General features: G+C 67.8%; 17 protein-coding genes. 7 read left to right on the top strand and 10 right to left on the bottom strand.

The features are described from left to right. Positions 1 to 144 precede the first annotated feature (144 nt). Positions 145 to 1593: a C4-dicarboxylate transporter DctA gene (dctA, locus tag MJ777_RS07340; RefSeq protein ID WP_239374433.1), complete on the bottom strand. Its 1449-nt coding sequence runs from the start codon at positions 1591 to 1593 to the stop codon at positions 145 to 147. 217 nt (positions 1594 to 1810) lie between these two features. Between dctA and MJ777_RS07335 the strand changes: the two genes are divergently transcribed. The 6 genes from MJ777_RS07335 to MJ777_RS07310 all read left to right on the top strand — a co-directional run bounded on the left by MJ777_RS07335 (position 1811) and on the right by MJ777_RS07310 (position 8055). After that, positions 1811 to 3478, top strand: coding sequence for a sensor histidine kinase (locus MJ777_RS07335; RefSeq protein ID WP_239374418.1), 1668 nt, complete (start codon positions 1811 to 1813; stop codon positions 3476 to 3478). An 8-nt stretch (positions 3479 to 3486) separates the two neighbouring features. Then, the gene (locus MJ777_RS07330) at positions 3487 to 4209 is read left to right on the top strand and encodes a response regulator (RefSeq protein ID WP_239374415.1); all 723 of its coding nucleotides are present in this window, start codon (positions 3487 to 3489) and stop codon (positions 4207 to 4209) included. Between the two features lie 93 nt (positions 4210 to 4302). After that, positions 4303 to 5040: a 16S rRNA (guanine(527)-N(7))-methyltransferase RsmG gene (gene rsmG / locus MJ777_RS07325; RefSeq protein ID WP_239374412.1), complete on the top strand. Its 738-nt coding sequence runs from the start codon at positions 4303 to 4305 to the stop codon at positions 5038 to 5040. 28 nt (positions 5041 to 5068) lie between these two features. Next, positions 5069 to 5998 carry a ParA family protein gene (locus MJ777_RS07320; RefSeq protein WP_305039269.1) on the top strand — a complete coding sequence of 310 codons (930 nt, stop codon included), beginning with the start codon at positions 5069 to 5071 and terminating at the stop codon, positions 5996 to 5998. Further along, a complete protein-coding gene (locus MJ777_RS07315) occupies positions 5995 to 6933 on the top strand; it encodes a ParB/RepB/Spo0J family partition protein (RefSeq protein ID WP_239307957.1) in 939 nt (312 codons plus the stop codon). Before MJ777_RS07320 ends, MJ777_RS07315 begins: the two co-directional genes overlap by 4 nt. A 474-nt stretch (positions 6934 to 7407) precedes the next feature. Continuing rightward, on the top strand, positions 7408 to 8055 hold the full coding sequence (locus tag MJ777_RS07310) for a GNAT family N-acetyltransferase (protein WP_239307956.1): 648 nt from the start codon (positions 7408 to 7410) through the stop codon (positions 8053 to 8055). 124 nt (positions 8056 to 8179) lie between these two features. Here MJ777_RS07310 and MJ777_RS07305 read toward each other — a convergent pair whose 3' ends face one another. The 9 genes from MJ777_RS07305 to MJ777_RS07265 all read right to left on the bottom strand — a co-directional run bounded on the left by MJ777_RS07305 (position 8180) and on the right by MJ777_RS07265 (position 20005). Then, positions 8180 to 9469: an N-acetylmuramoyl-L-alanine amidase gene (locus MJ777_RS07305; RefSeq protein ID WP_239307955.1), complete on the bottom strand. Its 1290-nt coding sequence runs from the start codon at positions 9467 to 9469 to the stop codon at positions 8180 to 8182. 85 nt (positions 9470 to 9554) lie between these two features. Beyond that, positions 9555 to 9881, bottom strand: a complete 327-nt coding sequence (trxA, locus tag MJ777_RS07300; protein WP_239307954.1) for a thioredoxin — start codon at positions 9879 to 9881, stop codon at positions 9555 to 9557. A gap of 317 nt (positions 9882 to 10198) precedes the next feature. After that, positions 10199 to 11209: a thioredoxin-disulfide reductase gene (gene trxB, locus MJ777_RS07295; RefSeq protein WP_239374395.1), complete on the bottom strand. Its 1011-nt coding sequence runs from the start codon at positions 11207 to 11209 to the stop codon at positions 10199 to 10201. A gap of 165 nt (positions 11210 to 11374) precedes the next feature. Continuing rightward, positions 11375 to 12388: an anti-sigma factor gene (locus MJ777_RS07290; protein ID WP_239374392.1), complete on the bottom strand. Its 1014-nt coding sequence runs from the start codon at positions 12386 to 12388 to the stop codon at positions 11375 to 11377. Then, a complete protein-coding gene (sigM, locus tag MJ777_RS07285) occupies positions 12385 to 13083 on the bottom strand; it encodes an RNA polymerase sigma factor SigM (protein WP_239307951.1) in 699 nt (232 codons plus the stop codon). The genes MJ777_RS07290 and sigM overlap by 4 nt, the downstream gene beginning before the upstream one ends. 27 nt (positions 13084 to 13110) lie before the next feature. Further along, on the bottom strand, positions 13111 to 14892 hold the full coding sequence (locus MJ777_RS07280; RefSeq protein ID WP_239374389.1) for a protein kinase family protein: 1782 nt from the start codon (positions 14890 to 14892) through the stop codon (positions 13111 to 13113). A 237-nt stretch (positions 14893 to 15129) separates the two neighbouring features. Next, a complete protein-coding gene (murJ, locus tag MJ777_RS07275; RefSeq protein ID WP_239374386.1) occupies positions 15130 to 16950 on the bottom strand; it encodes a murein biosynthesis integral membrane protein MurJ in 1821 nt (606 codons plus the stop codon). After that, positions 16947 to 19583 carry a DUF6049 family protein gene (locus tag MJ777_RS07270; protein ID WP_239374383.1) on the bottom strand — a complete coding sequence of 879 codons (2637 nt, stop codon included), beginning with the start codon at positions 19581 to 19583 and terminating at the stop codon, positions 16947 to 16949. Before MJ777_RS07270 ends, murJ begins: the two co-directional genes overlap by 4 nt. Then, positions 19580 to 20005: an NUDIX domain-containing protein gene (locus MJ777_RS07265; protein ID WP_239307947.1), complete on the bottom strand. Its 426-nt coding sequence runs from the start codon at positions 20003 to 20005 to the stop codon at positions 19580 to 19582. The genes MJ777_RS07270 and MJ777_RS07265 overlap by 4 nt, the downstream gene beginning before the upstream one ends. A gap of 385 nt (positions 20006 to 20390) precedes the next feature. Between MJ777_RS07265 and MJ777_RS07260 the strand changes: the two genes are divergently transcribed. Next, positions 20391 to 21875 (top strand): CCA tRNA nucleotidyltransferase, encoded by a 1485-nt coding sequence (locus tag MJ777_RS07260; protein WP_239307975.1) that lies wholly within the window; start codon positions 20391 to 20393, stop codon positions 21873 to 21875. The last annotated feature ends 67 nt before the right edge of the window (positions 21876 to 21942 follow it).

Raw genomic sequence — 21942 nt, 5'->3', positions numbered from 1 at the left:
AGCGCCCGGCAATAGGGGACGCGGCGTCGCGGGGCCAGGGCACGCACCTCGCGTCATCGCTCCCCGTCCATCGCTGCGATGCACGCACCCCAGCCCCGCTCTTTGATCCACACCCCTATTGCCGGGCGCTCTAACCGAACATTGTCAGCGCCGCGCCGTCGGGCTGCCGGGGTTTGTAAGGACCAGCGGCGCGAGTGGCTCGGTGCTGGTGCTGGAAGCCGTGGTCCCGCCCGTAGGGACTTCCAGCGGGCGGACTCCGAGCGGTACGGGATCGGCCTCGGCCAGGCCACCGACGGAGGGGATCGGCTCGCCGTTCAAGACGCGGTTCATCCTGTCTGTGTCGAGAACACCCTCCCATTGTGCGATCACAAGGGTGGCGAGGCTGTTGCCACAGACGTTGGTGAGCGCGCGGCATTCGGACATGAACCGGTCGATGCCGAAGATGAGCATGATGCCCGCGACAGGGATTGTTCCCACCGTGGACAGGGTGGCGGCCAGGATGATGAACCCGGAGCCGGTGACTCCCGCGGCACCCTTGGAGGTGAGCAGGAGCACGCCGATGATGGCGAGTTGCTGACCGAGGGACAGCCTGATGTCGAGGGCCTGGGCGACATAGAGCGAGGCCAGCGTCAGGTAGATACAGGTGCCGTCAAGGTTGAACGAATATCCGGTCGGCACGGTGAGCCCGACGATCTGGCGCGGTGCGCCGGCGTGTTCGAGCTTGCGCATGAGCTGCGGCAACACCGACTCGGATGATGACGTGCCAAGGACGATCAGTAGTTCGTCCTTGAGGTAGCGGAGGAGTTTCAGCATGTTTATCCCGCATGCCGCGGCGATGACGCCGAGTATGACGATCACAAAAAATGCCGACGTTCCGTAGAAGATCGCGATCAGCTTTCCGAGGCTTTTCAACGTATGTAGTCCGTACGTGCCGGTCGTGAAGGCGATCGCGCCGAAGGCACCGACCGGGGCTGCGTACATGATGATCCGCAGCACCTGGAACAGTGCCTTGCTCAGCCGCTCGATACCGTACGTGATCGGCGTGCTCGTGGGGCCGCTCAGGTTGAGGGCGATGCCGAACAGTACCGAGAAGAACAGGATCTGGAGCGTGACACCGTTCGCGAAGGCACCGACCACGCTGTTGGGCACAAGGTCGGTGAGGTAGTGCCCCCAGCCTGGGTCCTTGCCCTGCGAGATATAACCGTTGACCGTTTTTGAAACCGAGATCGTCCTGGCATTGGCATGTACGCCCTTCCCCGGCTGGAGCACATTCATGACCACCAGGCCGAGGATCAGGGCGAGGGTGGTGGCGAACTCGAAGTACCCGATCGTTCTCAGTCCGAGGCGGCCGACCCGACGCAGATCACCGACCTGTGCGATTCCTCCGACGACTGTGCAGAAGATGATCGGGCCGACAATCATCTTGATTGCGTCGACGAACGTCGTGCCCAGTGGCTGCAGGTTCTCCCCGAGCTTTGGAAAGAGACCTCCCACGGCGATACCGGCCGCGATGCCGATCAGGACCCACGGGTAGAGCTGGCGGTACCAGCTCCTTCGGACACCGTTCCTAGCGGCGGACGCATGGACGGCCATCGGTTCCTCCTCTGCCGGCGGGGCCTCGTCTCGCCAGCGAGGACCGCCGAGCTGTTGTCGACTGGGCCGAACAGTGACAGCAGTCACAGGGCATCCCGCGCTTTCGTTCATATCGGTCATGGCGGCGGCCCGTGGCCGACGACAAGACCGGGTGACCGGGGTCACACTGGGATGTGTGCGGCGGATTTATGATCATTCGTGCCCCGGGCCTGGGTGGGTGCGGCGATTACGCTGGCGCAGCCTCGCCGGGCAGGTGCTGGTCGTCCAGGTCATCGTCGTCACCGTGCTCGTTGCCGCTGCGACGGCAACGTTCGTTGTCCAGGCCAGGCACGGAGAACGGGATGCCGCTCGCGGTAAGGCACTGGCCGTCGCCACGGCATTCGCCCAGTCACCGGGGCTCCTGGCGGCGCTGCGGTCCCCTGACGTGAGTGCCACGCTGCAGCCCCGCGCCGAAGCGACCCGCCGTGCGACCGGGGTGGACTTCGTTGTGGTGATGAGTCCGGGTGGCGTGCGCTATACCCATCCGGACCCGGCTCGGATCGGCGGCGTTTTCGTGGGCCACATTGCGGCTGCCGCGCGTGGCAAGGCTTTCACGGAAACCTACACCGGCACGCTCGGACCATCCGTTCGGGCGGTGGTGCCCGTTCTCGACGAGCGAGGAGATGTCGTCGGCATGGTGGCAGCCGGGATCACCCTCGAGCGGATCTCCGCCACGCTGCGACGCCAGCTGCCGGTGCTGATCGGAACCGCGGTTGCGGTGCTCATCTTCGTGGCATGTGGTGAGGTACTGGTCAGCAGGCGGCTGCGGCGCCAGACCAGGAGCCTGCGCGTAGCAGAGATCGTCCGGCTGTACGAGCATCACGAGGCGGTCCTGCACGCGGTGCGGGAAGGTTTACTGGTCGTCGGCACCGACCACCGGCTGCTGCTCGCCAACGACGAGGCCGTGCGGCTGCTGGGTCTGCCCGCGATGGCAGATGGGCGGCTAGTGCGTGACCTGCTCGTTGCCGGCTCCCTGTCCGAGCTGCTGGAGTCTGGGCGACGGGCCACCGACGAGATCCACCTGGCCGGTAACCGGGTGCTCGCGGTCAACCAGACACCGGCCAGCCGCGATGGCCGTCCGCTGGGAACTGTGACGACGCTGCGTGACTCGACAGAGCTCCTGGCGCTCACCGGTGAGCTTGACTCCGTACGCGGGTTCGCCGAGGCGCTGCGTGCTCAGGCCCACGAGGCCGCCAACCGGTTGCATACCGTCGTGACCCTCATTGAGCTGAACCGGGAACAGGAGGCCATCGAGTTCGCGACCGAGGAGCTTGCCGCATCCCAGCAGCTCGCCGACCGGCTGCTGACCGCCCTGGACGAGCCTGTTCTAGCCGCGCTGCTGCTCGGTAAGGCCGCGCAGGCACATGAGCACGGCATTGATTTCGTCATCACCGATGACACCCAGCTGCACGCTGCCCAGCCGTATGCCACCCCGATCGACCCGCGTGCGCTCGTCACCGTGGTCGGCAATCTTGTGGACAACGCCGTGGACGCCGCGCTGGCCGGGCAACCGCCGCGGTGGGTCGCGGTGACGGTCCGGATCGTAGGTGAGGTGACTGGGGAGGACGGCGAGGGGGAGCGGGAGGAGCTGATGGTCCGGGTAGCCGACAGCGGTCCCGGCCTGGACCCGGCCCGGACGGCGGCGGCGTTCGCGCGTGGCTGGTCGACCAAGGCCGGCGGCGCGCTCCACGGCCGCGGCCTCGGGCTCGCCCTAGTCCAGCAGGTTGTGGCCAGGTATGGCGGCCGGATTGATGTCACCAACGACCGCGGAGCGGTCTTCACCGTCCGCCTCCCGCTCGAACCGGTCGTGGGGGCACTGCCGCCCGCGGTGCGGGCAGTGCCGTGAGGGCAGGCGTGGTGACCAGGCCCGTTGAGCCCGGCGGGGGCATCCGTGTCCTGGTGGTGGAGGACGACCCGTTGATCGCCGAAGCGCATCAGACCTACGTCGAGCGGATACCGGGCTTCGCTGTCGCGGGTGTGGTCGACCGCGGCGGTGAGGCGTTACGGCTCGTTGCGCAGACCCCGGTCGACCTGGTGCTGCTCGACGTCTATCTACCGGACATGGGCGGTCTGGATGTCTGCCGCGCGCTGCGCGGGCGCGGGGCGCCGGTCGATATCATCGCCGTCACGTCCGCCCGCGATCTCGCGGTGGTGCGGACAGCCGTTGCCTACGGTGTGGTTCAGTATCTGCTCAAGCCGTTCAGTTTCGCGACCTTCCGGGAGCGGCTCGAGCGCTACGTCGACTACCGGCGGCGGATCGCCGGGACGGGCGTACAGCCCGGCCCCGGGGGCGTGGCTCAGCATGACGTCGACCGGGCGCTGGCCGCGCTGCGTGAGCCGATTCCCGCCGAGGCGCCGAAGGGCCTGTCCGCGGTGACACTCGATATGGTCATCGGCCAGCTCCGGGCTGCTGGTGGTCCTCTGTCCGCGGTGGAGGTCGCTGACGTCGTCGGTATCTCCCGTGTCACGGCCAGGCGCTATCTTGAGCACCTCGTCGGCCAGCACCTCACCAGCCGGACGCAGCGTTACGGTACTACCGGCCGGCCCGAGTCCCGCTATCGCTGGACAGGCCGGTGAACAGACCCTGCGGTGCGTTGGCCGCGCTTCCCGCACCAGCCGCTCCGGCCTTCCGCGAGGCTTCCCGATCCGGGCAGCGAGGATGCTGGTCGCATGGTGCCTGTGCCCGGCCCGCCGGCCGTTGCTCGTGACGTCTTCGGAGACGCTTTTGACCTCGCCTGTGTGTATGCCGACATCCTTGTCTCGGCCGGCGTCGAACGCGGACTGATCGGTCCTCGTGAGACCGATCGGATCTGGGATCGTCACCTGTTGAACAGCGCCGTGGTCGAGGAGGCAGTCGGACCAGCAAGCACCGTGGTGGACGTGGGGAGCGGCGCCGGCCTACCCGGGATTCCCCTCGCGCTCGCCCGTCCGGACATCAGGGTGACGCTTCTTGAGCCGATGCAGCGCCGGTGCGTCTTTCTGCACGAAGCGGTGGCGAGGCTCGGACTTGAGGGGCGGGTCACGGTTGTCCGGGGACGCGCGCCCAACATTGGCACTACCGTGGAAGGCCACGAGTTTGATGTTGCCGTCGCAAGGGCTCTCGCGCCTCTGGGACGGCTGGGCGCGATGCTCGTGCCGATGCTGGGACCGGGCGGTGTCATGCTTGCACTGCGCGGTTCGCGCGTTGTCGAGGAGTTGTCGGTCGCGCGAGGTGAGCTGGATGCCCAGGGCTGGTGCGAGGTGGACGTCGTGAAGTGCGGAGTCGGGCGGCTTTCGGAGCCGGCCACCGTGTTGCGCGCCGTTTGCGGCACACCTGAGCCTGGGCGCCGGCAGGGAAGTAGGAAAACGCGTGAAGCACGGCGAGAACGGGAAGCGCAGCGTGCACGTGGACACTCACGTTCCACGTGAAACAGCGTCGCGGGGAAGCAGCACGTCCATGGGTGCGGGACGGACCGCGCGTCGGTCCTCGGCTCCACCGTTGGACTCTCATGATCCATCCACCCCTATCGGAGCGGCGGCAGCGGCGGCAGTGGAAGCCTTGACCATGGAACGACGACGGCCGTTTCCGCGGCCTACCCGACGGCGCATCATTACGGTGGCCAACCAGAAGGGCGGGGTCGGGAAGACCACCACGACAGTGAATCTCGCGGCTGCCCTGGCCATGCACGGATGCCGGGTCCTGTGTATCGACCTGGACCCCCAGGGAAACGCGTCGACTGCTCTCGGCGTTGACCACCGGTCCGGTGTCCCATCCATTTACGAGGTTCTGCTCGGGGATCGGCCACTTGACGAGGTCGTGGTGCAGTCCGCCGAATCCGAGGGCCTGTACTGCGCTCCGGCCACCATCGACCTCGCTGGCGCCGAGATCGAACTGGTTTCGGTGGTGGCGAGGGAGACTCGCCTGCGGCGGGCGATTGCCGGGCTTAAGCAGGATGTCGACTACATCATCGTGGACTGTCCCCCGAGCCTTGGGCTCCTCACGGTCAACGCGCTGGTGGCGGCCAAGGAACTACTGATCCCCATCCAGTGTGAGTACTACGCGCTCGAGGGTCTCGGACAGCTCCTCCGCAACGTCGAACTCGTGCAGGCCCACCTCAATCCGGATCTGCGTCTGTCCACCATCATCCTGACCATGTACGACTCGCGGACGCGGCTGGCGGACCAGGTCGTCCACGAGGTCAAGGAGCACTTCGGGCCCCGTGTACTGGGCACGACCATCCCGCGTAATGTGCGGATCGCCGAGGCGCCGAGCTACGGCCGGTCGGTCCTGACTTACGACCCTGCCTCGCGGGGATCATTGTCCTACCTGGCCGCCGCGCGCGAGCTTGCCGAGCGAGGCTTCGAGCCGAATGGGGTGGGACTGTGACAGTGCGCAGGGGTGGACTGGGGCGAGGCCTGGGAGCGCTAATCCCGACCGCCATGGACGGCGCCGACATCGGCATCGACAGCGGTTTCGGGCTGAGGACCGGGCCGACGCCGGTTCATGGCGCGACCTTCCGGGAGATCGCGGTCGACTCGGTCACGCCGAATCCCCGTCAACCGCGGACGCATTTTGATGAGGAGACGCTCGAGGAGCTGGCCGCGAGCCTGCGTGAAGTCGGTCTGCTCCAGCCCATAGTCGTCCGCGAGATCATGCCTGGGCGCTACGAGCTGGTCATGGGAGAACGGCGATGGCGGGCATCCCGGCTCGCGGGCTTCAGCCAGATTCCCGCCATCGTGCGGGACACCACCGACGACGCCATGCTCCGGGACGCGCTGCTGGAGAACCTGCACCGCCAACAGCTCAACCCCCTTGAGGAAGCGGCGGCATACGAGCAGCTCCTGCGTGACTTCGGCGCCACTCACGAGGAGCTTGCCGGGAAACTCGGCCGGTCGCGATCCCACGTCACCAACATGATCCGGTTGCTGGGTCTGCCGCCGGCGGTCCAGCGCCGGGTGGCAGCCGGGGTGCTTTCCGCGGGCCATGCTCGGGCTCTGTTGTCGCTGGTGGATCCTGATTCGCAGGATCGCCTCGCCACCCGTATCGTCGCCGAGGGCCTGTCCGTCCGGGCTGTCGAGGAAATCGTGGCGCTGGGCGAGGAGGGGCCGCGCAAGACGGTTCCCCGTGCTCCCCGGGTTGTTCCCCCCGTTCTAGGCAAGTTCGCCGCCCGCCTGTCCGACCGTTTCGACACCCGCGTGAAGGTTGACATGGGCCGCGGCAAAGGAAAGATCACTGTTGAGTTCGGGAGCATCGAGGACCTGGAGCGGATCGTCGCGGTGATGACGGCCTCGGAAGCGGAATCAGGATCCGCGGTGGAATGAGCGGCCGCGTGCTGTCCGGCCGATCGCCGGGGCTACCGAAAGTCCGTCGTGGATTTTTCGGCTCGCTCCGCGAGCTGGACAGCCACGCCACGCGCCGCCGCGGCGTTCTGGTTGGGGCCGCCTGCCGCGGGCAGCCTCAATCCGGGCGTTTCACGTGGAACATCGCCGGTTGATTGCGCAAAATGATCATTTGATGTCGCGCCGCGCCGGTCGGTTTCTGGATCATCGGCCGAGCTCCGCCCGGTTCAGGGTGCACCGATCTCACTGGGACTACCTGTCCGATCCGCGCCCCGCGTCATGCCGCCGGGCTGGGAACGAGCAGCTGCGGGGCTGATCGGCTGGCCCGTGACGTTGTCCGTCTCACCTCCTGCCACGTTTCGAAAAAGATCCACATTGGATGCCTTAACCTGGTTGCGTGAGGGATGTCAGTGGTGACGTTGACGCTGGGACTCTGGCCACCTGGAACGTTGTGCTATGAGCCGTCGCATTGCCAACATCACTCTCGACAATATTGACGACATGCCGCGGCGCTGCCGCCGCTGCGTTTTCTGGGAGCTGGACCCTGTCGCCCGCAGCCGAGCGGAGGAGGCCGGAGGCACCGAGCTGGAGAAGGAAGCGTGGGTCTCCTCGGCCCTCCTCGAGTGGGGCAGCTGCGGGAAGATTATTTATGTGGACGGCGCCGCGGCCGGGTTCGTGATGTTCGCACCGCCCGCGTACGTGCCCCGGTCGGTGGCCTTCCCGACGAGTCCCGTCAGCCCGGATGCCGTGCTTCTTATGACTGCGAAGATCCTGGATGACTTCGTCGGGCAGGGCCTGGGACGTGTCCTCATCCAGTCGGTAGCCAAGGACGTGGTGCGTCGTGGCTTCCGCGCTGTTGAGGCCTTTGGGGATCTGCGGGGCGAGGGAACTCGGTGCGTTGTGCCCGCCGAGTACCTGCTTGCCGTCGGTTTCAAGACGGTCCGGCCGCACCACCGTTGGCCACGGCTACGGCTTGAGGTCAAGAACGCCGTGAGCTGGCGCGAGGAGGTCGAGGTCGCGCTTGAGCGGCTGCTCGGTTCGATGGCGCCGGAGGGCATGCTGCGCCAGGTCGGCAGCACCGCCGGAACAGCGCCCGCGGGCTGACCGTCCCCTGCTGGCAGCTGTTTTTCCGGGCGGGCCTCCGAGGGGGGACGGCCGACAGGGGATGGTTGTGCTGACCCGGCGGCGGGCTGCGCGCGTGGCCGTGCGCATGGCCGTGCGCGAGGTCTCAGCGGACCGTACGCGAGGCAAGTGTCGGTACCCGTAGCTGTCCTGTGGGTGGGTCGAGATCCGGAGGCAGGAACAGGCGCTGTACCGCGGCGAGGATGCCCTCGGCGACGGTGGCCCGAAATTCCGGCGACTCGAGCGCCGCGGCGTCGTGCGCGTTCGTGAGGTAGCCCAGGTCCGTGCGGATGGTCGGCATCAACGTCCGCCGCAGGAGCTCCCAGGTCTTGGCATGGGTGCGGCAGTCGACGAGATCAGTGCGTGATACGAGTTCCTTCTGTACAAGTCCGGCCAGCCGTTCACCCACGGCTGATGATCCTCGGGCGTGGCCATAGTAGTAGGACGACACCCCCTGCGCCCACGGGGATCTGCCCGCGTCCACATGCAACGACAGGAGAAGGTCGGCGCCGATTTCGTTCGCCCGATGCGCACGTTCAGAGTCGTCCGGCGACTCGTGCGGACCATGCAGGAGGTACGCCTCCAGTCCCGAGGTCAACAGCCGTGCCTCGAGCCGAGAGGCAAGGTCGGCCATGAGGTCACGTTCGCACAGATTCCCGACGGTGACCCCCGGATCTTCTCCGCCGTGCCCGGGGTCGATCGCGACCACGACGCCGAGCAGGGAGGGACCCCGCTGGAGCAGTCGCACGGACTCCCGAAGCACGTCCGGACGGCCTCCGACAACGGTTCGTTCCAGCTTCTTCAGCTCCCGGAGCGTCAACGGTCCGCAGCGGCCATCCGGCTCCAGTCCCCGGTTGTGCTGGAAGTCCTTCAGCGCCGTCTCCGTTTGCGAGCTGAAGATGCCGTCCGCCCGCCCTACGTCGAATCCCATGTTCGACAGCCGTTCCTGTAGCGCTGCCACATCGTCTCCGATAAGGGGATGGTTGATGCTGTGGTACAGCAGGCGGTCGCCGAGTTTGCGACGGGCTTCGTCCAGCACCCGGAAGGTGTCCGGGCCGATGACGCCGTCCGCGGACAGGCCTCGGCTCTGTTGAAACGCGCGGACGGCGTCATCCAGGGCCTCGTCGAACAGGGACCCGTCGGCCGGTGCCGGATCGGGCCTGCGTGTGTCGGCAGGGTCCGTGACCTGGGCCCCCGGCTGGGCGAAGGAGCTACGGTCGCGCAGTCTCCGGTCTTCCGGAGGCACCGGCGATGTGGCTGGCTGGCGTGGCGCGGCCGGCAGGAACGACAGGGAGATCAATGCGGCGCGTACTTCGATGACGGAGGGATCACGGTCGCCGAGACGCAGCAGTCTCGTCCCACGGTTACCACTCGGATCTACTGACGGACGGGTCACGGGGACACAGGCTAACCCCGGATAGCGGTGAAGCCGCTATCCGGGGACCCTGAGTTCTCCCGAATGAAGATCTAAAAACGGGTTCTCAGATGTAGGCGGAAAGATCTCGCAGAAGAGCCGCTTTCGGCTTCGCGCCGACGATGCTCTTGTCCAGCTCGCCGTTCACGAAAACCGCCATGGTGGGTATTGACATAATTTGGTACTTTCGGGCAATCTGTGGGTTTTCGTCGATGTTGAGCTTGACGACGCGCAGTTTGTCGCCATGCTCGGCCGCGATCTCCTCCAGAACCGGAGCGATCATCTTGCACGGCCCGCACCACTCCGCCCAGAAGTCGACCAGGACGGGCACGCTGCTTCCCAGGACCTCATCAGCGAATGTGCTGTCGGTGACGGGCTTGGTTATCCCTGCCATGATGATCTCCTTTTGATCGTTGCTACCGGGATGGCGTCAGGACGACGCCACCGGATCAGGCCTTTAGAGCGTGTGTGAGATCGGGCTTTCGATCAGTGAGCCGCGGCCAGGGGGCACCTGCGCCCGGCAATAGGGGACGCGGCGTCGCGGGGCCAGGGCACGCACCTCGCGTCATCGCTCCCCGTCCATCGCCGCGCGACGCACGGGTACCCCGGCTCGCCGGCCGTCACCCACCACCTCTGATGGCTCCCTCCGCCGCCTCGTGATGCCCGCACCCCAGCTCCGCTCATTGATCCACACCATGTTGCCGGGCGCTCCTACGGCGCGACAGCCTCCGCGGGTACCCGCGGTATGGGTTCGCCGCCGTCTTCCCGCGCGGCCAGCCAACGCTCCGCGTCCAGCGCCGCCGCGCAGCCGGTGCCCGCCGCTGTGATGGCCTGCCGGTAGATGTGGTCGACGACGTCGCCGCAGGCGAAGACACCCGGAAGGCTGGTGCTGGTCAAAGGGTGGTCCACCATGATGTACCCGGCGTCGTCACATTCGAGCTGCCCGCGGACAAGCTCCGACCGGGGCTCGTGGCCGATGGCGACGAACAGGCCGGTCGCTGGGATCTCCGCGGTCTCCCCCGTGATGGTGTCGCGCACCTGGATGCCGGTGACCTTGTCCTCGCCGCGGATGGCCACGACCACCGAGTTCCAGCGAAAGCGGATCTTAGGGTTGGCTTTGGCGCGTTCCTGCATGATCGCGCTTGCCCGCAGCCGGTCCCGGCGATGGACGATCGTCACGGACTGGGCGAAGCGGGTCAGGAACGTTGCCTCCTCCAGCGCCGAGTCACCGCCGCCGACGACGACGATGTCCTGATTCCTGAAGAAGAACCCGTCACAGGTCGCGCATGCGGACACGCCGTGCCCAAGGAGGCGGGCCTCGTCCGCGATGCCCAGCATGCGGTAGGACGAACCGGTGGCGATAATCACGGTGCGGGCCAGGTGGGTCTCATCCGCCACGGTTATGATCTTTGGGTCAGCCCGCAGGTCGACCGCGGTGACGTCGTCGGCCACGAGCTCCGCGCCGAACCGTTCGGCCTGGCCGCGGATGTTCTCCATGAGTTCGGGGCCTTGGACGCCCTCGGGAAAGCCCGGGAAGTTCTCCACCTCTGTCGTGGTCATCAGCGCGCCTCCGGCTGAGACGGCCCCCTCGAAGACCAGCGGGCGCAGGTTCGCGCGTGCCGTGTATATCGCCGCGGTATAGCCGGCCGGGCCGGATCCGATGATCACGACGTCGTGCACATCCGGACTGTTCGATCCATTCCCGTTGCTCTGCGCGGTCACATCTCCACCTGTCCTTTCAGGTCGCCGACGGCTGCCGGCGAGGCCGTGCGCATGCCACAACCGTTCCGCCGCACACCCGATTCCCGGGGAATCGGTCACACTCCGGCTCGGCCCGGTCAGGAGCGTAAGGACATCATCGCGCCGGTAGCGACCGAGAAAAGAGCATTACTGGGAGGCGGTTGTGCTGTACCACAGGGCTGCCGCCAGGTTGGTGACGCTGCACCGTTCGTCGAGCACGATCACCCGGAGCCGGTCGGCGGCGGTCGGGACGGACAGGACGACCAGGACGGCTGGCTGGCCGTTGAAGGTCACCAGATCGAGGGCCGCGATGCTCCCGCCTATCTGCGTGGCCAGGCTGAGATAGCACAGGCGCAGATCAGGCCGGGTCAGTTCGGTGATGACAGCGGCGACCGCGGTGGATGGGCCGGCCGTGGCGGCGTCATATGCACGCAGCGGTGCCCGCAACGTGCCCGGTATCCGCCCGGTTACCAGATCGAGCGCGTGCTGGGGAATTTCGGCCATGCTCACCGGGTGTCCGGTGTGCGCGAGGATGGCGGGCCCGGCCGCGTCCGAGACCGGCGCGGACGCGGCCTCACCGGCGGACCTGTCTCCCGCGTCCGCGCCGGGAGCCCGCGCCGGCAACGGTGTCGTCAGTGGTGCTGGCAACTCGCCGCCGCTCGCACTGGCCACGCTCTGGCCGGGCTGGCGGGCCAGCGCCACCATGAGGCCGACCATGCCCACAACAATGATCAGGCAGGTCGCCGCCGTGAACCAGGCCGGGATCCGCGTGGGCCGGCCCAACCGCGGTCCGCCGTTGGGCCGGCTGCTGAGCCGGCTGCTGAGCCGGCCGTGGATGCGGCCTGGATGCCGGCCCGGTCGCCATGAGCCGGATGGGGCCGGTTGCCCGGCAGCCGAGTCACGGCTGCCGGGCAACCGGCCGTTCCGTTCCGAAACCAGAGTGGCGCGCAGCCTTTCAGCGACATCCTCAGGCATGGTCACCGACGCGAGCGCCGCCAGATCCCGGCGCACCCGCCGCAGCGCGGTCACGGTTTCGCGGCACTGCGGGCAGGCTCCGATATGCAGCGCCACGCCGGATGACGAACCGTTGCCGTCGACGTCGGCGTTGCCCTCGGCGTAGGCGTCGAGGCGCTCAACATCCGGATGTTGATCAGCTATCATTGCCGATCACCTCCTCCGGCCGCTTCGGACGCATTAACGTGCCTGCTCTCACTGACGGAATCGAAGGCCGCAGGGTTCCCGGGACACAGGTAGTCGAGCATTACAGCCAGTTTTGCGCGCCCTCGCGCGCACCGGCTTTTCACTGTGCCCACCGGCACCGCGAGCAGCGTGGCGGCGTCCGCGACCGAATGCCCCTGGACGTCGACGAGTACCACGGCGAGCCGCAGTGCCTCCGGCAGCTGGCCAAGCGCGGCGTGGATGGCCAGCCGGGTCTCGCCCTCAGCGATGACATCGCGTGGTTCGGCCAGTTCGCCCCTGCCGTCCGCGGGCAATGGGACCTGCGGTCGGGCCGCACGGCGGCGCAGCCTGTCCAGGCAGGCGTTGACCACGATGCGGTGCAGCCACGTCGCCACCGACGCTTCCCCCCGGAAGGCGGCAGCACCCCGGCAGGCCGAGAGCATGGCCTCCTGGACGGCGTCAGCGGCGTCCTCGCGGTCCCGCAGCATGCAGACCGCGACCGTCCACAGGCGGTTGCCGTGGGCCTGAACCAGCGCGGCGAACGCCTCCGGGTCCCCGGCGGCGTGCCGGCGGAGCAGCTCCTGATCCCGCCTGGTCCGGTCCGTCGCCGGGACGGGCGCGGCGTCGTCGATGTCCACCGTGAACGGCTCGGCCGCAGGCGGCTCGGAAGAGGTCATGGGACGACGTGCGGGTGGGCCGCGGCTTCAGGAGTGGAAGGACATGTCGACGATCGACCCCTTGAATCGTCCGTCGGAGACCGTCGGCAGTTTGGTTAGCCACACAACCCAGTACCGGTGGGTACCGGCCGCGGCCGGTACCGGCACGTCGGCTGTGCCGGCCGCGGCGGTGGTCTCGCCGACGACGACCGGATAGCTGTTCACGTCGTTGACGACCGCGTCGCCGGCCCGCAGCTCGAACGAGGTTGGACCGCCGCCAAATGTAACTGTCATTTTACGAATAGTGACAGGCTGGCCGAAGTCCAGCCGAAGACCTACCCCGGACTTGGGGAGTCCGCCGAACTGCCTGCCGTCGGTGTTGTTGTAGCCACTCGTCGTCCAAGCCGTGGCGGCGTTCCCATCCACCGCCTTCGGCGCTTCGCTGTTGTTCTCGTCGCCGTCCGTCCCCTGGGGGTCGAACGCGGTGGCGGTCGGGGGCGGGAGAAGGACACCTACCGGAGTGGTCGGTGACGCGGTCGGCCCCGGCGGGGCCGGGGTTTTCTGCTGCGGTTGCCGGGTCAGCACGATCGCCGCAACAATGATCAGAGTAAGGGTGATCAGCAGCGCGACCATGATTGCCAGGACGCGGCGTGGTGAGGCGAAGGCTCCCTGGCGGTAGGGCGAGCCGTACTCGCCGCGGCGCCGGGCCGCGCCGCGCTGCCGCGCGGGCAGTCGGCCCAGGCCTCCGCCCGGATAGGCACCGTTGTCGAGACGGCCGCCACTGACCGGATAGGCGCCCCCGTCGTTGCCGCCGCGGTACCCGCCGCTCGTGTGACCGCCGGTTGGGCCCACCCCGGCAGCGTCCGCCGCGTACCCGGCAGTGGCGTACCCCGAGGTGATGGGCCCGGGAGTCATGGCCCGGGTCATCGGCGGCTCGTCGTCGATGCGGACCCGGCCGAGGTCCAGGGTGCCTTCGGGCGGCGCGATCTCCTCGAGCGCCTCGGCGAGCTCCGCGGCGGATGCGATCGGCGGGCGGCTCGCCCGATCGTCCCCGAGGACGGCGAGGGTGAGCGCGTCGAGGTTCCGCGGCACGCCCGCCCGGACCTGGCGCGGTGAGCATGTCCGTCCGTCACTGGTACGCGGGGCCGTGGGCAGCCCGCATTCGCGTTTCAGTGGCCACCGTCCGGTCAGCGCCGAATACAGCAGACCACCCATTGCCCGGACATCGTCAGTGGCGAGGTCGGCCGAGTCAGCCCATGGCTCGGCCTGGCTGTGGGCGCCCTTCTCCAGCGCGGCGACGACGGAACCGGTGCCGAGGTCGACCACCTTGACCATGCCGTGCCCGGAGATGATGACATCGCTGGGCCGCAGGTCGCCGTGGTGGATGCCACGCTCGTGTGCGGCGGCCAGTACCCGCGCGACGGCCAGCATCACCGTGGCGGCCTGGTCTGGCCGCAGCGGGCCTTCGGCGGACAGCGTCTGCAGGGAGACGCCTTCCACCCATTCACTCACCACGTAGGACACCGGGCCGGTGTCGGTAGTGGTCGAGGTGGCGTCGTAGGTCGACGCCGCGCCCGGATGAACCAGCCGGCCGGAGCCGATGGCGGCGGACAGCAGCATCTCGGCGGCTCGATCACGTGCCGCAGCCGCGGAGTCACGCGCATCCGGCTTGGAGTGCTGCACCACGCGGACGGCAACGGAACGGGCGAGGATGCGGTCGTCGCCACGCCACAGGGTGACCGGACCACGTGTGTGCATCACTGACAGCAGCTGGTACCGGCCGTCCAGCATGGTCTTGATCGGCAGCGTGTCAGGCCCCGGCGGCGGCATTGGGCCGGTCTCGTCCGGAGGCTGCGGGGAGGAAGCGGGTACCGCCATGGTATCGGCCCCGCGGGTCGAGCTGCTCGTCACATCTTCATTGACGTCAGCCAACGGCGGTCGGTTGTGCCCGTCGACCACTGTGCCTCCGTCATCACCGGCGCGCCCGGCTGTCGTAGCCGGATGCGGCCTGTTCAGTGTACGAGTCTCCGGCCTGGCGATCGGTGATTGCACCAGTCGCGATTGGGATCAGTGCGCCGATCGGGAACCGAACCGACCACGAACGGTCGTGACAAGCGCCGCCATCTCCGCCAGTCGCATCCTGACAATAGCCGTGAGATAGATCATAACCCCAACCGCACAGGCGAGGAGCACACTTACGCCGGATCCGAGCCAGCCAGTACCGATGATCACGCGCACTCCCCAGGCAACCACGGCCGCCAGCACCGCGCTCAGGCCTCCGGCGATGGTCACCTGGGTGAGCATGCGAGAGATCCGCCCGCCGTCGATGCCGTCGAGACGGGCCCGCAACAGCGTGGACGACGCGGCGACACCTACCAGGTAGGAAGCGGCAAAGGCGAGCGCCAGCGCAACCGGGCGGTGTTTCTCGGGCAGCAGCGAGCTCAGCGCAAGCGCACAAACGATATTGGTAGCCACGACGCCTACGTTGATCAGCGCGGGTGTACGGCTGTCCTGATGGGCGTAGAAGGCACGCAGTTGCACCTGGAACAACGAGAACGGCACCAGGGCGACGGCGAAGGCCGAGAGGGTGTCGCCGATCCGCAGGGCGCCGGCGTAGCTCACGGCGCCGTGATTGAAGACCGTGACCGCGATCGGGCGTCCCAGCGCGAGCAACATGAGCGCCGCGGGCACGATCACGACCGCGGCCAGGCGCATTCCGGTGGAAAGATCTTGACGGACGAGGTCGCGCCGATTGTCGGCGGCATGCGCGCTCATCCGTGGCAGTAGCGCTGTGATCACTGATACGGCGATGATTGCGTAGGGTAGCTGGAAGATCTGATATCCGTACGTGTAGACGGTATATGCCGTTGCGGAGCTGGACAGCCGCACAATGACCAGGTACCCGATCTGGCTGACCGCCACGTAGAGCAGCGTCCAGCCGGCCAGGCGCACTGCCTGGCGCAGCCCCGGGTGGGACAGATCCAGCCGTGGCCGGTAGCGGAAGCCGACCGCCCGCAGCGACGGCAACAGGGCGAACGTCATGATCACAACGCCGAGGGTCGTACCGGCGGCCAGCACCGTGACCTGGGCGTCGCTGATCCCGCCGACCGTGGGCGGCCTCGGTCCGGGCACGAGGACGAACGCCGCACAGGTGACTATCACGATCAGGTTGTTGAGCACCGGCGCGAACATCGGCGCGGCGAACGACTGCCGTACGTTGAGGATCGCCCCGATCGTGGCGCCCAGGCCGTAGAAGATCACCTGTGGCAGGAACCAGCGCAGGAACGTCACGGCGAGATCATGCTCAGCGCCGCCGGCGGCGAGATAAGCGCTGACGATGAGCGGGGCGGCCACCATCGCGACCAGCACCGCCCCACCGAGCGCCAGCACCACCAGGGTGAGCAGCGAGGAGGCGAACGCCTCGCCCCGGTCGGGGTCGTCCTTGGTGGCCCGGACGAGTACCGGCACGATGACGCTGGACAGCACTCCGCCGAGCAGCAGATCGTAGAGGATGTTCGGGGTCGTGTTGGCGACGTTGTAGGCGTCCCCGGCCGCGCCTGTGCCGATGGCCGTCGCGATCGCCACTGTCCGCAGGAACCCCGAGGCCCGGGAGGCGACCGTGCCGATTGCCATCGTCCCGCTGGCTCGGCCCAGGGTCATCGCACCGCGTCCGCTGGACTTTTTCGGCTGCTCGCCGGTCTGCCGGCCGGGTCCGGCCGGGTATGTTTCCCGTTCCGGTGGGAGGCGCCGGGGTCCGGTCGGCTGTCCGGTCGGTGGAGCACCGATGGGGCCGGCTGTCCGCACCGTCGGCCCGGCGGGATCGAAGCCGGGCCGTCTGCGGTGCCGGGCGGGCGGTTTCCTGGTCTCGTCTCCGGGTCCGGCCGTCACCACCGTGCTCCTTCGTTCCTGGTGGTTCCCTGCTTCCTGACGGTTGCCTGTCTCCTGACGGTATTGGTCGCGCGGATGAGCCGTTCCAGATCGTCGTTCCGGTACTCGTCGTTCCGGTGCGCGCTTTCCCCGCGCTCGCTGGCCCGCGGGTCGCGTCCGGCAGCATCGGGAAGCAGCCGGCGGGCGCATTCCAGCGTGTCCGGATCATCTCCGCTATCCGGGTCATCCGGGCTCCCGGGCATCGGTAGTGACCGTGATCCCGATACTGATGCCGGCCTCGCCGCAGCCGCAGCCGCAGCCGGGACAGGGGCGGCTGGCGGAGGCGGTCCGCCGGGCGGCTGACGGCGCAGGACCCGCAGCCGCTGGACCAGCCGGATCGCCACGGCGAGCACGAGGACCGCCAGGGAACCGCCAGTGATCGCCACCGCGATGACCCCGAAGACCGTCGACTTCACCAGCACCCGCAGCGGCGGGTCGGCCGACAGCGGCCGTCCGGCGGGGGTGAGGATCTGGATGTTCACCGGGAACGTACCGGCGCCTTCAGCATTGACGTCGACCTCGACCTGCTCCTTCTGGAGAGGAGGCACTGTAAGTGCCAATTTGCTTGCTGATCGTAGCCGTGAGTGGTCCGTGGAGGCCAGGGACAGAACCACGCTGACGGTGAATGTGGTGTTGTTCTCCAGAGTGACCGGAACCTTGCCATGCTTGCTTGTCAGCGAGACGCTCCGGGACGCGACTATCCGGACGCCGTCCCGCAGGGCGCGTACCGCACCGGCGACACCCGCGCTCAGGGTGTCCGCGCCGTCCGTGCCGGCGCCGCCGGCACGCCAGGCGACGGACTCGGTGGCGGTGAGTGTGTTCTCCATCGCGTCTATGCCGGCGGCGACGCAGTTGCGTATGCCAGATGGCCCCGAGCCCGGTGGGCAAAGGACGGACTTGAGGGACTGCACCTGGCTACGCAGATCTTCCGCGGCAATCATCCGGCTGGCCGGCAGCTCGGCTGCCCGTGCCCAGGCCGGGTAGCCGAGAGGGCCGCGTTCGCCGTTCGCGGCTGCCGGCCCCGCCGGTGGTGTCCAGGCCAGGGGCACCGGCCTGGAAAACGGGGTCGACAGGCCGCCCAGCACCTTCTGCGCCCAGTCGGCCGGTGGGTCCCAGTAACGCGGCAGCGCCAGCGTCTGGGCCCGGGCGAGTCCCGGGCGTTCCGCAGTGATCATGGCAATTTCGGCGACGAGATCCTGGAACGACTCTGCCTGGGTCGGTGAGTCTGGCAGAGCCGTGGGCCCGGTCGCGAGCCTGGCCAGTTCCGTGTCGGCGGCCAGCGCATGGGCGACACCGCCCGAGGTCGCGATATTGGTGATGGCCGCGGGTGTGTAGCCCCTGTCCGGCTCCTTCGGGGGCAGCAACCGCGAATCTGTGATTACGGTGGTAATGCCCATCCGACGCAGCAGGTCGAGCGTGGTCTGGTCGATGAGCCCGCCGCTGGGGTAGGCGATCGTCGTGTCCGGCGGGCGGCCGATTGCGTTCGCGACGACGGTCTGGCCGGTCAGTAACGCCACCAGAATGCTGTGGTACTCCTGCGCCCGGGCCAGCGCCACGACGTCGACATCGCCGTAGGGCAGAGCGACGACCGTTCCACCCGCGTCCGCGAATGCCCGCAGTTTTGCCAGAAAGATCGTGGCGTTCCGGTCCGGGCGCCGGGGGCTCGGACCGGATGGTGTGGCTACCTCGTATGGTCCGTCAGCGATGATTTTCAGTGTCTGCACGAGCACCGGGTCAACCGCGAGCGTGACGGTCGAGGTCTGCTCGCCCCGGGCGGGGACGACCGCGTTCAGCAACATGTCGAGGCGGCCGCCCGGCGCGATGAGGTCGGTCAGGCCATCGTCGCTCAGCCGGCCGTCAGCGCGTAGCCGCGGCACATCCGCGAGCGGCAGCACGACCGAGATCGGTGTGGGTGCGGTGACGTTGAGGGGAGCCCAGACCAGGAAGGTGTAGGCCGCCGCGACGATCCTGCGCTGGCCGTTCACCGTTCCGCTCGCGGCGATCCGCACCGGGTACACCCGCAGTGCCGCCGGCAGGTTCAGCGTGGCCGGGCTGGCACTCGCGGTGAACGTCACCGGCGGCGCGCCCGGTATCAGCGGGTTCGCTATCGGTTGGGCGACAACCGGCGTCGGATAGCTGGCCGCGGCCGCCGCCGCGGTACTGTCGCGCAGGTTCGCGAGGTCACTGCGACTGGACAACGGACGTCCGAGGTCGACTCGCACCTCAAGACTGGAAACCTGGGCACTGTCGGTGAGTTCCAGGCGACCGGTCACCTTCGGAGGGATCTGCATACTCGCGATCTGGGTGAACGCGTCGATGGCGATGCGAACGGGCTGGCTGGGGGAGGGTGTGGCGGTCGTTGAAGCCGCGGGTGAAGAGCCAGCCAATCGCGGGCTCGGAAGTTGTGCTTTGCCTGGGGACAAGGCTGTGGATACATGCGTATATCCTGTGGATATCCGTACAGGCCCGGTGGACGACGAGTGCGGCTGGGCACGGACAGTTGTTGCGTTCAGTACCAATCCCGATACTGAGAGTATGATCAGGATGGCTATCCGAACACTTCTGATCGTCAGGCGGTAACCGTATTCTGTCACGATACGTCCGTGAGGATGCTCGGCACCTGGGACAGGAGCCTGCGTTTGTCGGCATGGACAAGCAGCCCCGCTATTTTCGCCGCTGGGGCCCAGGCGACTTCGCTGGCCTTGATATCGGAGTCCGACAGTTCCCCGATCGTCCGTAGTAGAAGATAATGGTGAACGGTTCTGCGCACGCGCGTCCATCCGGTTGCGAACCAGAAGCCGATCGTGCCAAGCCGACCGAGTACCTGTCCGGTCACACCAGTCTCCTCCGCCACCTCCCGAACCGCTGTCTGTTCCGCGGTCTCGCCGCCTTCGACATGCCCTTTCGGCAGCGGCCACAACAGCCGGCCATGGCGGTCACGGCGCGCAATCAGCGCTGCGTTGGCCATTTCTGAGGGGTCATCCAGTACGAGCCCGCCCGCTGAAGTTTCCTCCATCCGGCGAAGTCGTCGGCGAGGGGATGCCGAGGACCGGGCCATAGGCTGATCGTACGAGCTGTCCGCGTCATATCTGCCGCGTACGGTCACTATCGGCTGGTTGCTCGCCCACGGGCCAGGGGTCCCCGTGCGACGCCGGAGGGGTGTGGTGGGGGTGGTGTTTTTTGGGATCTTTATGGGAAGATCCCAAAATCCCGGCTGGTTGCTCGCCTACGGGCCAGGGGTCCCCGTGCGACGCCGGAGGGGTGTGGTGGGGGTGGTGTTTTTTGGGATCTTTATGGGAAGATCCCAAAATCCCGGCTGGTTGCTCGCCCACGAGCCAGGGGTCCCCGTGCGACGCCGAAGGCGTTGCACGGGGGGAGGCCGATACCCTGAGACAGTGTCAGTGATCTGCCTGGATAATCCACGTGACTCCGCGGAGCGGGCGGTCAGCGCCCTTCTCAAGGTACCGGCTCCCGCGGATGACCTGGGGCGGCTCTTTGCCCGCGCCGGTCACAGCCTGTATCTCGTCGGTGGTTCGGTTCGGGACGCGCTGCTCGGTCGCCTGAGCGCTGGCGCGGGTACTGCTGATCTTGATTTTGCCACCGATGCCCGGCCGGAACGTGTCCTTGAGATTACCCGCGACTGGGCGGACGCTGTCTGGGAGGCCGGGATCGCGTTCGGAACCGTCGGGCTGATCCGTACCGGGGTGCGGTTCGAGGTGACCACCTACCGCACCGAAGCCTATGATCGGGCATCCCGGAACCCGACTGTTGCCTACGGTGACACCCTCGAGGGCGACCTCGCCCGCCGTGACTTCACCGTGAACGCCATGGCCGTGTCCGTGCCCGGCCATGAGTTCGTCGACCTGTTCGGCGGCATGGCGGACCTCGCGCGCACAGTGCTGCGGACCCCGGGTTCCCCAGTGGCCTCCTTGGACGACGACCCGCTGCGCATCCTGCGGGCCGCCCGATTCGAAGCCCAGCTCGGGCTGACCCCCGTCGCCGAGCTGGTCGTGGCGATGCGTTCCAGGGCCTCCCGGTTGATGATCGTATCGGTCGAGCGTATCCGGGACGAGCTGCGCAAACTCATGCTCTCGGCCGACCCGGTCGTCGGGCTGGAGCGGCTCGTGGACATCGGGGTCGCGGACATCGTCCTGCCGGAGCTGCCCGCGCTGCGGATGGAGATCGATGAGCACCACCAGCACAAGGACGTCTACACCCACACCCTGACCGTGTTGCGCCAGGCGATCGCGCTGGAGGACCCGCTGCCCGAGGGCGGCCCGGACGAGGTACTGCGCTGGGCCGCCCTGCTGCACGACATCGGCAAGCCCAGAACCCGGCGGCACATCTCCGGTGGTGGTGTCTCCTTCCACCACCACGAGGTGGTCGGGCGCGACATGACCCGTAAACGGCTGGCGGCGCTGCGGTTCCCCAAGGATGTCACAGAAGCGATCACCCTGTTGGTGTTTCTGCACCTGCGGTTCCACGGCTATGGCCGTGGCGAGTGGACCGACGCGGCCGTCCGCCGGTACGTCCACGATGCTGGGCCGCACCTGTCCCGCCTGCACAAGCTCGTCCGGTCGGACTGCACGACGCGCAACCGGCGCAAGGCCGAGACGCTGGCCGCGACCTACGACGCGCTTGAGGAGCGAATTGCCCGCCTGTCCGAACAGGAGGAGATCGCCGCGATCCGCCCGGAGCTGTCCGGCGACGACATCATGGAGCTGCTAGGCCTGCCGCCGGGCCAGCTGGTCGGCCGGGCGCGGGCGCACATGCTCGATTTCCGTTTCGAGGCGGGCCTGGTGGGACGAGAGGCGGCCGAGACAGAACTCCTGCGCTGGGCACGGGAGAACGGCGTCCCGATCCCCGGGGAGCAGCCCGACCGCTAGTGGTCGCCGCCGGAAGTTCGCCCAGGGCCTGCCGGCGCCAGACTGCCACTTAGAGCGCCCGGCAATA

This window comes from Protofrankia sp. Cj5 (assembly GCF_917627405.1).
GTDB lineage: Bacteria > Actinomycetota > Actinomycetes > Frankiales > Frankiaceae > Protofrankia.
The sequence above is the reverse complement of the archived record's forward strand: the minus strand, read 5'-3'. Positions and strand labels throughout refer to the sequence as shown.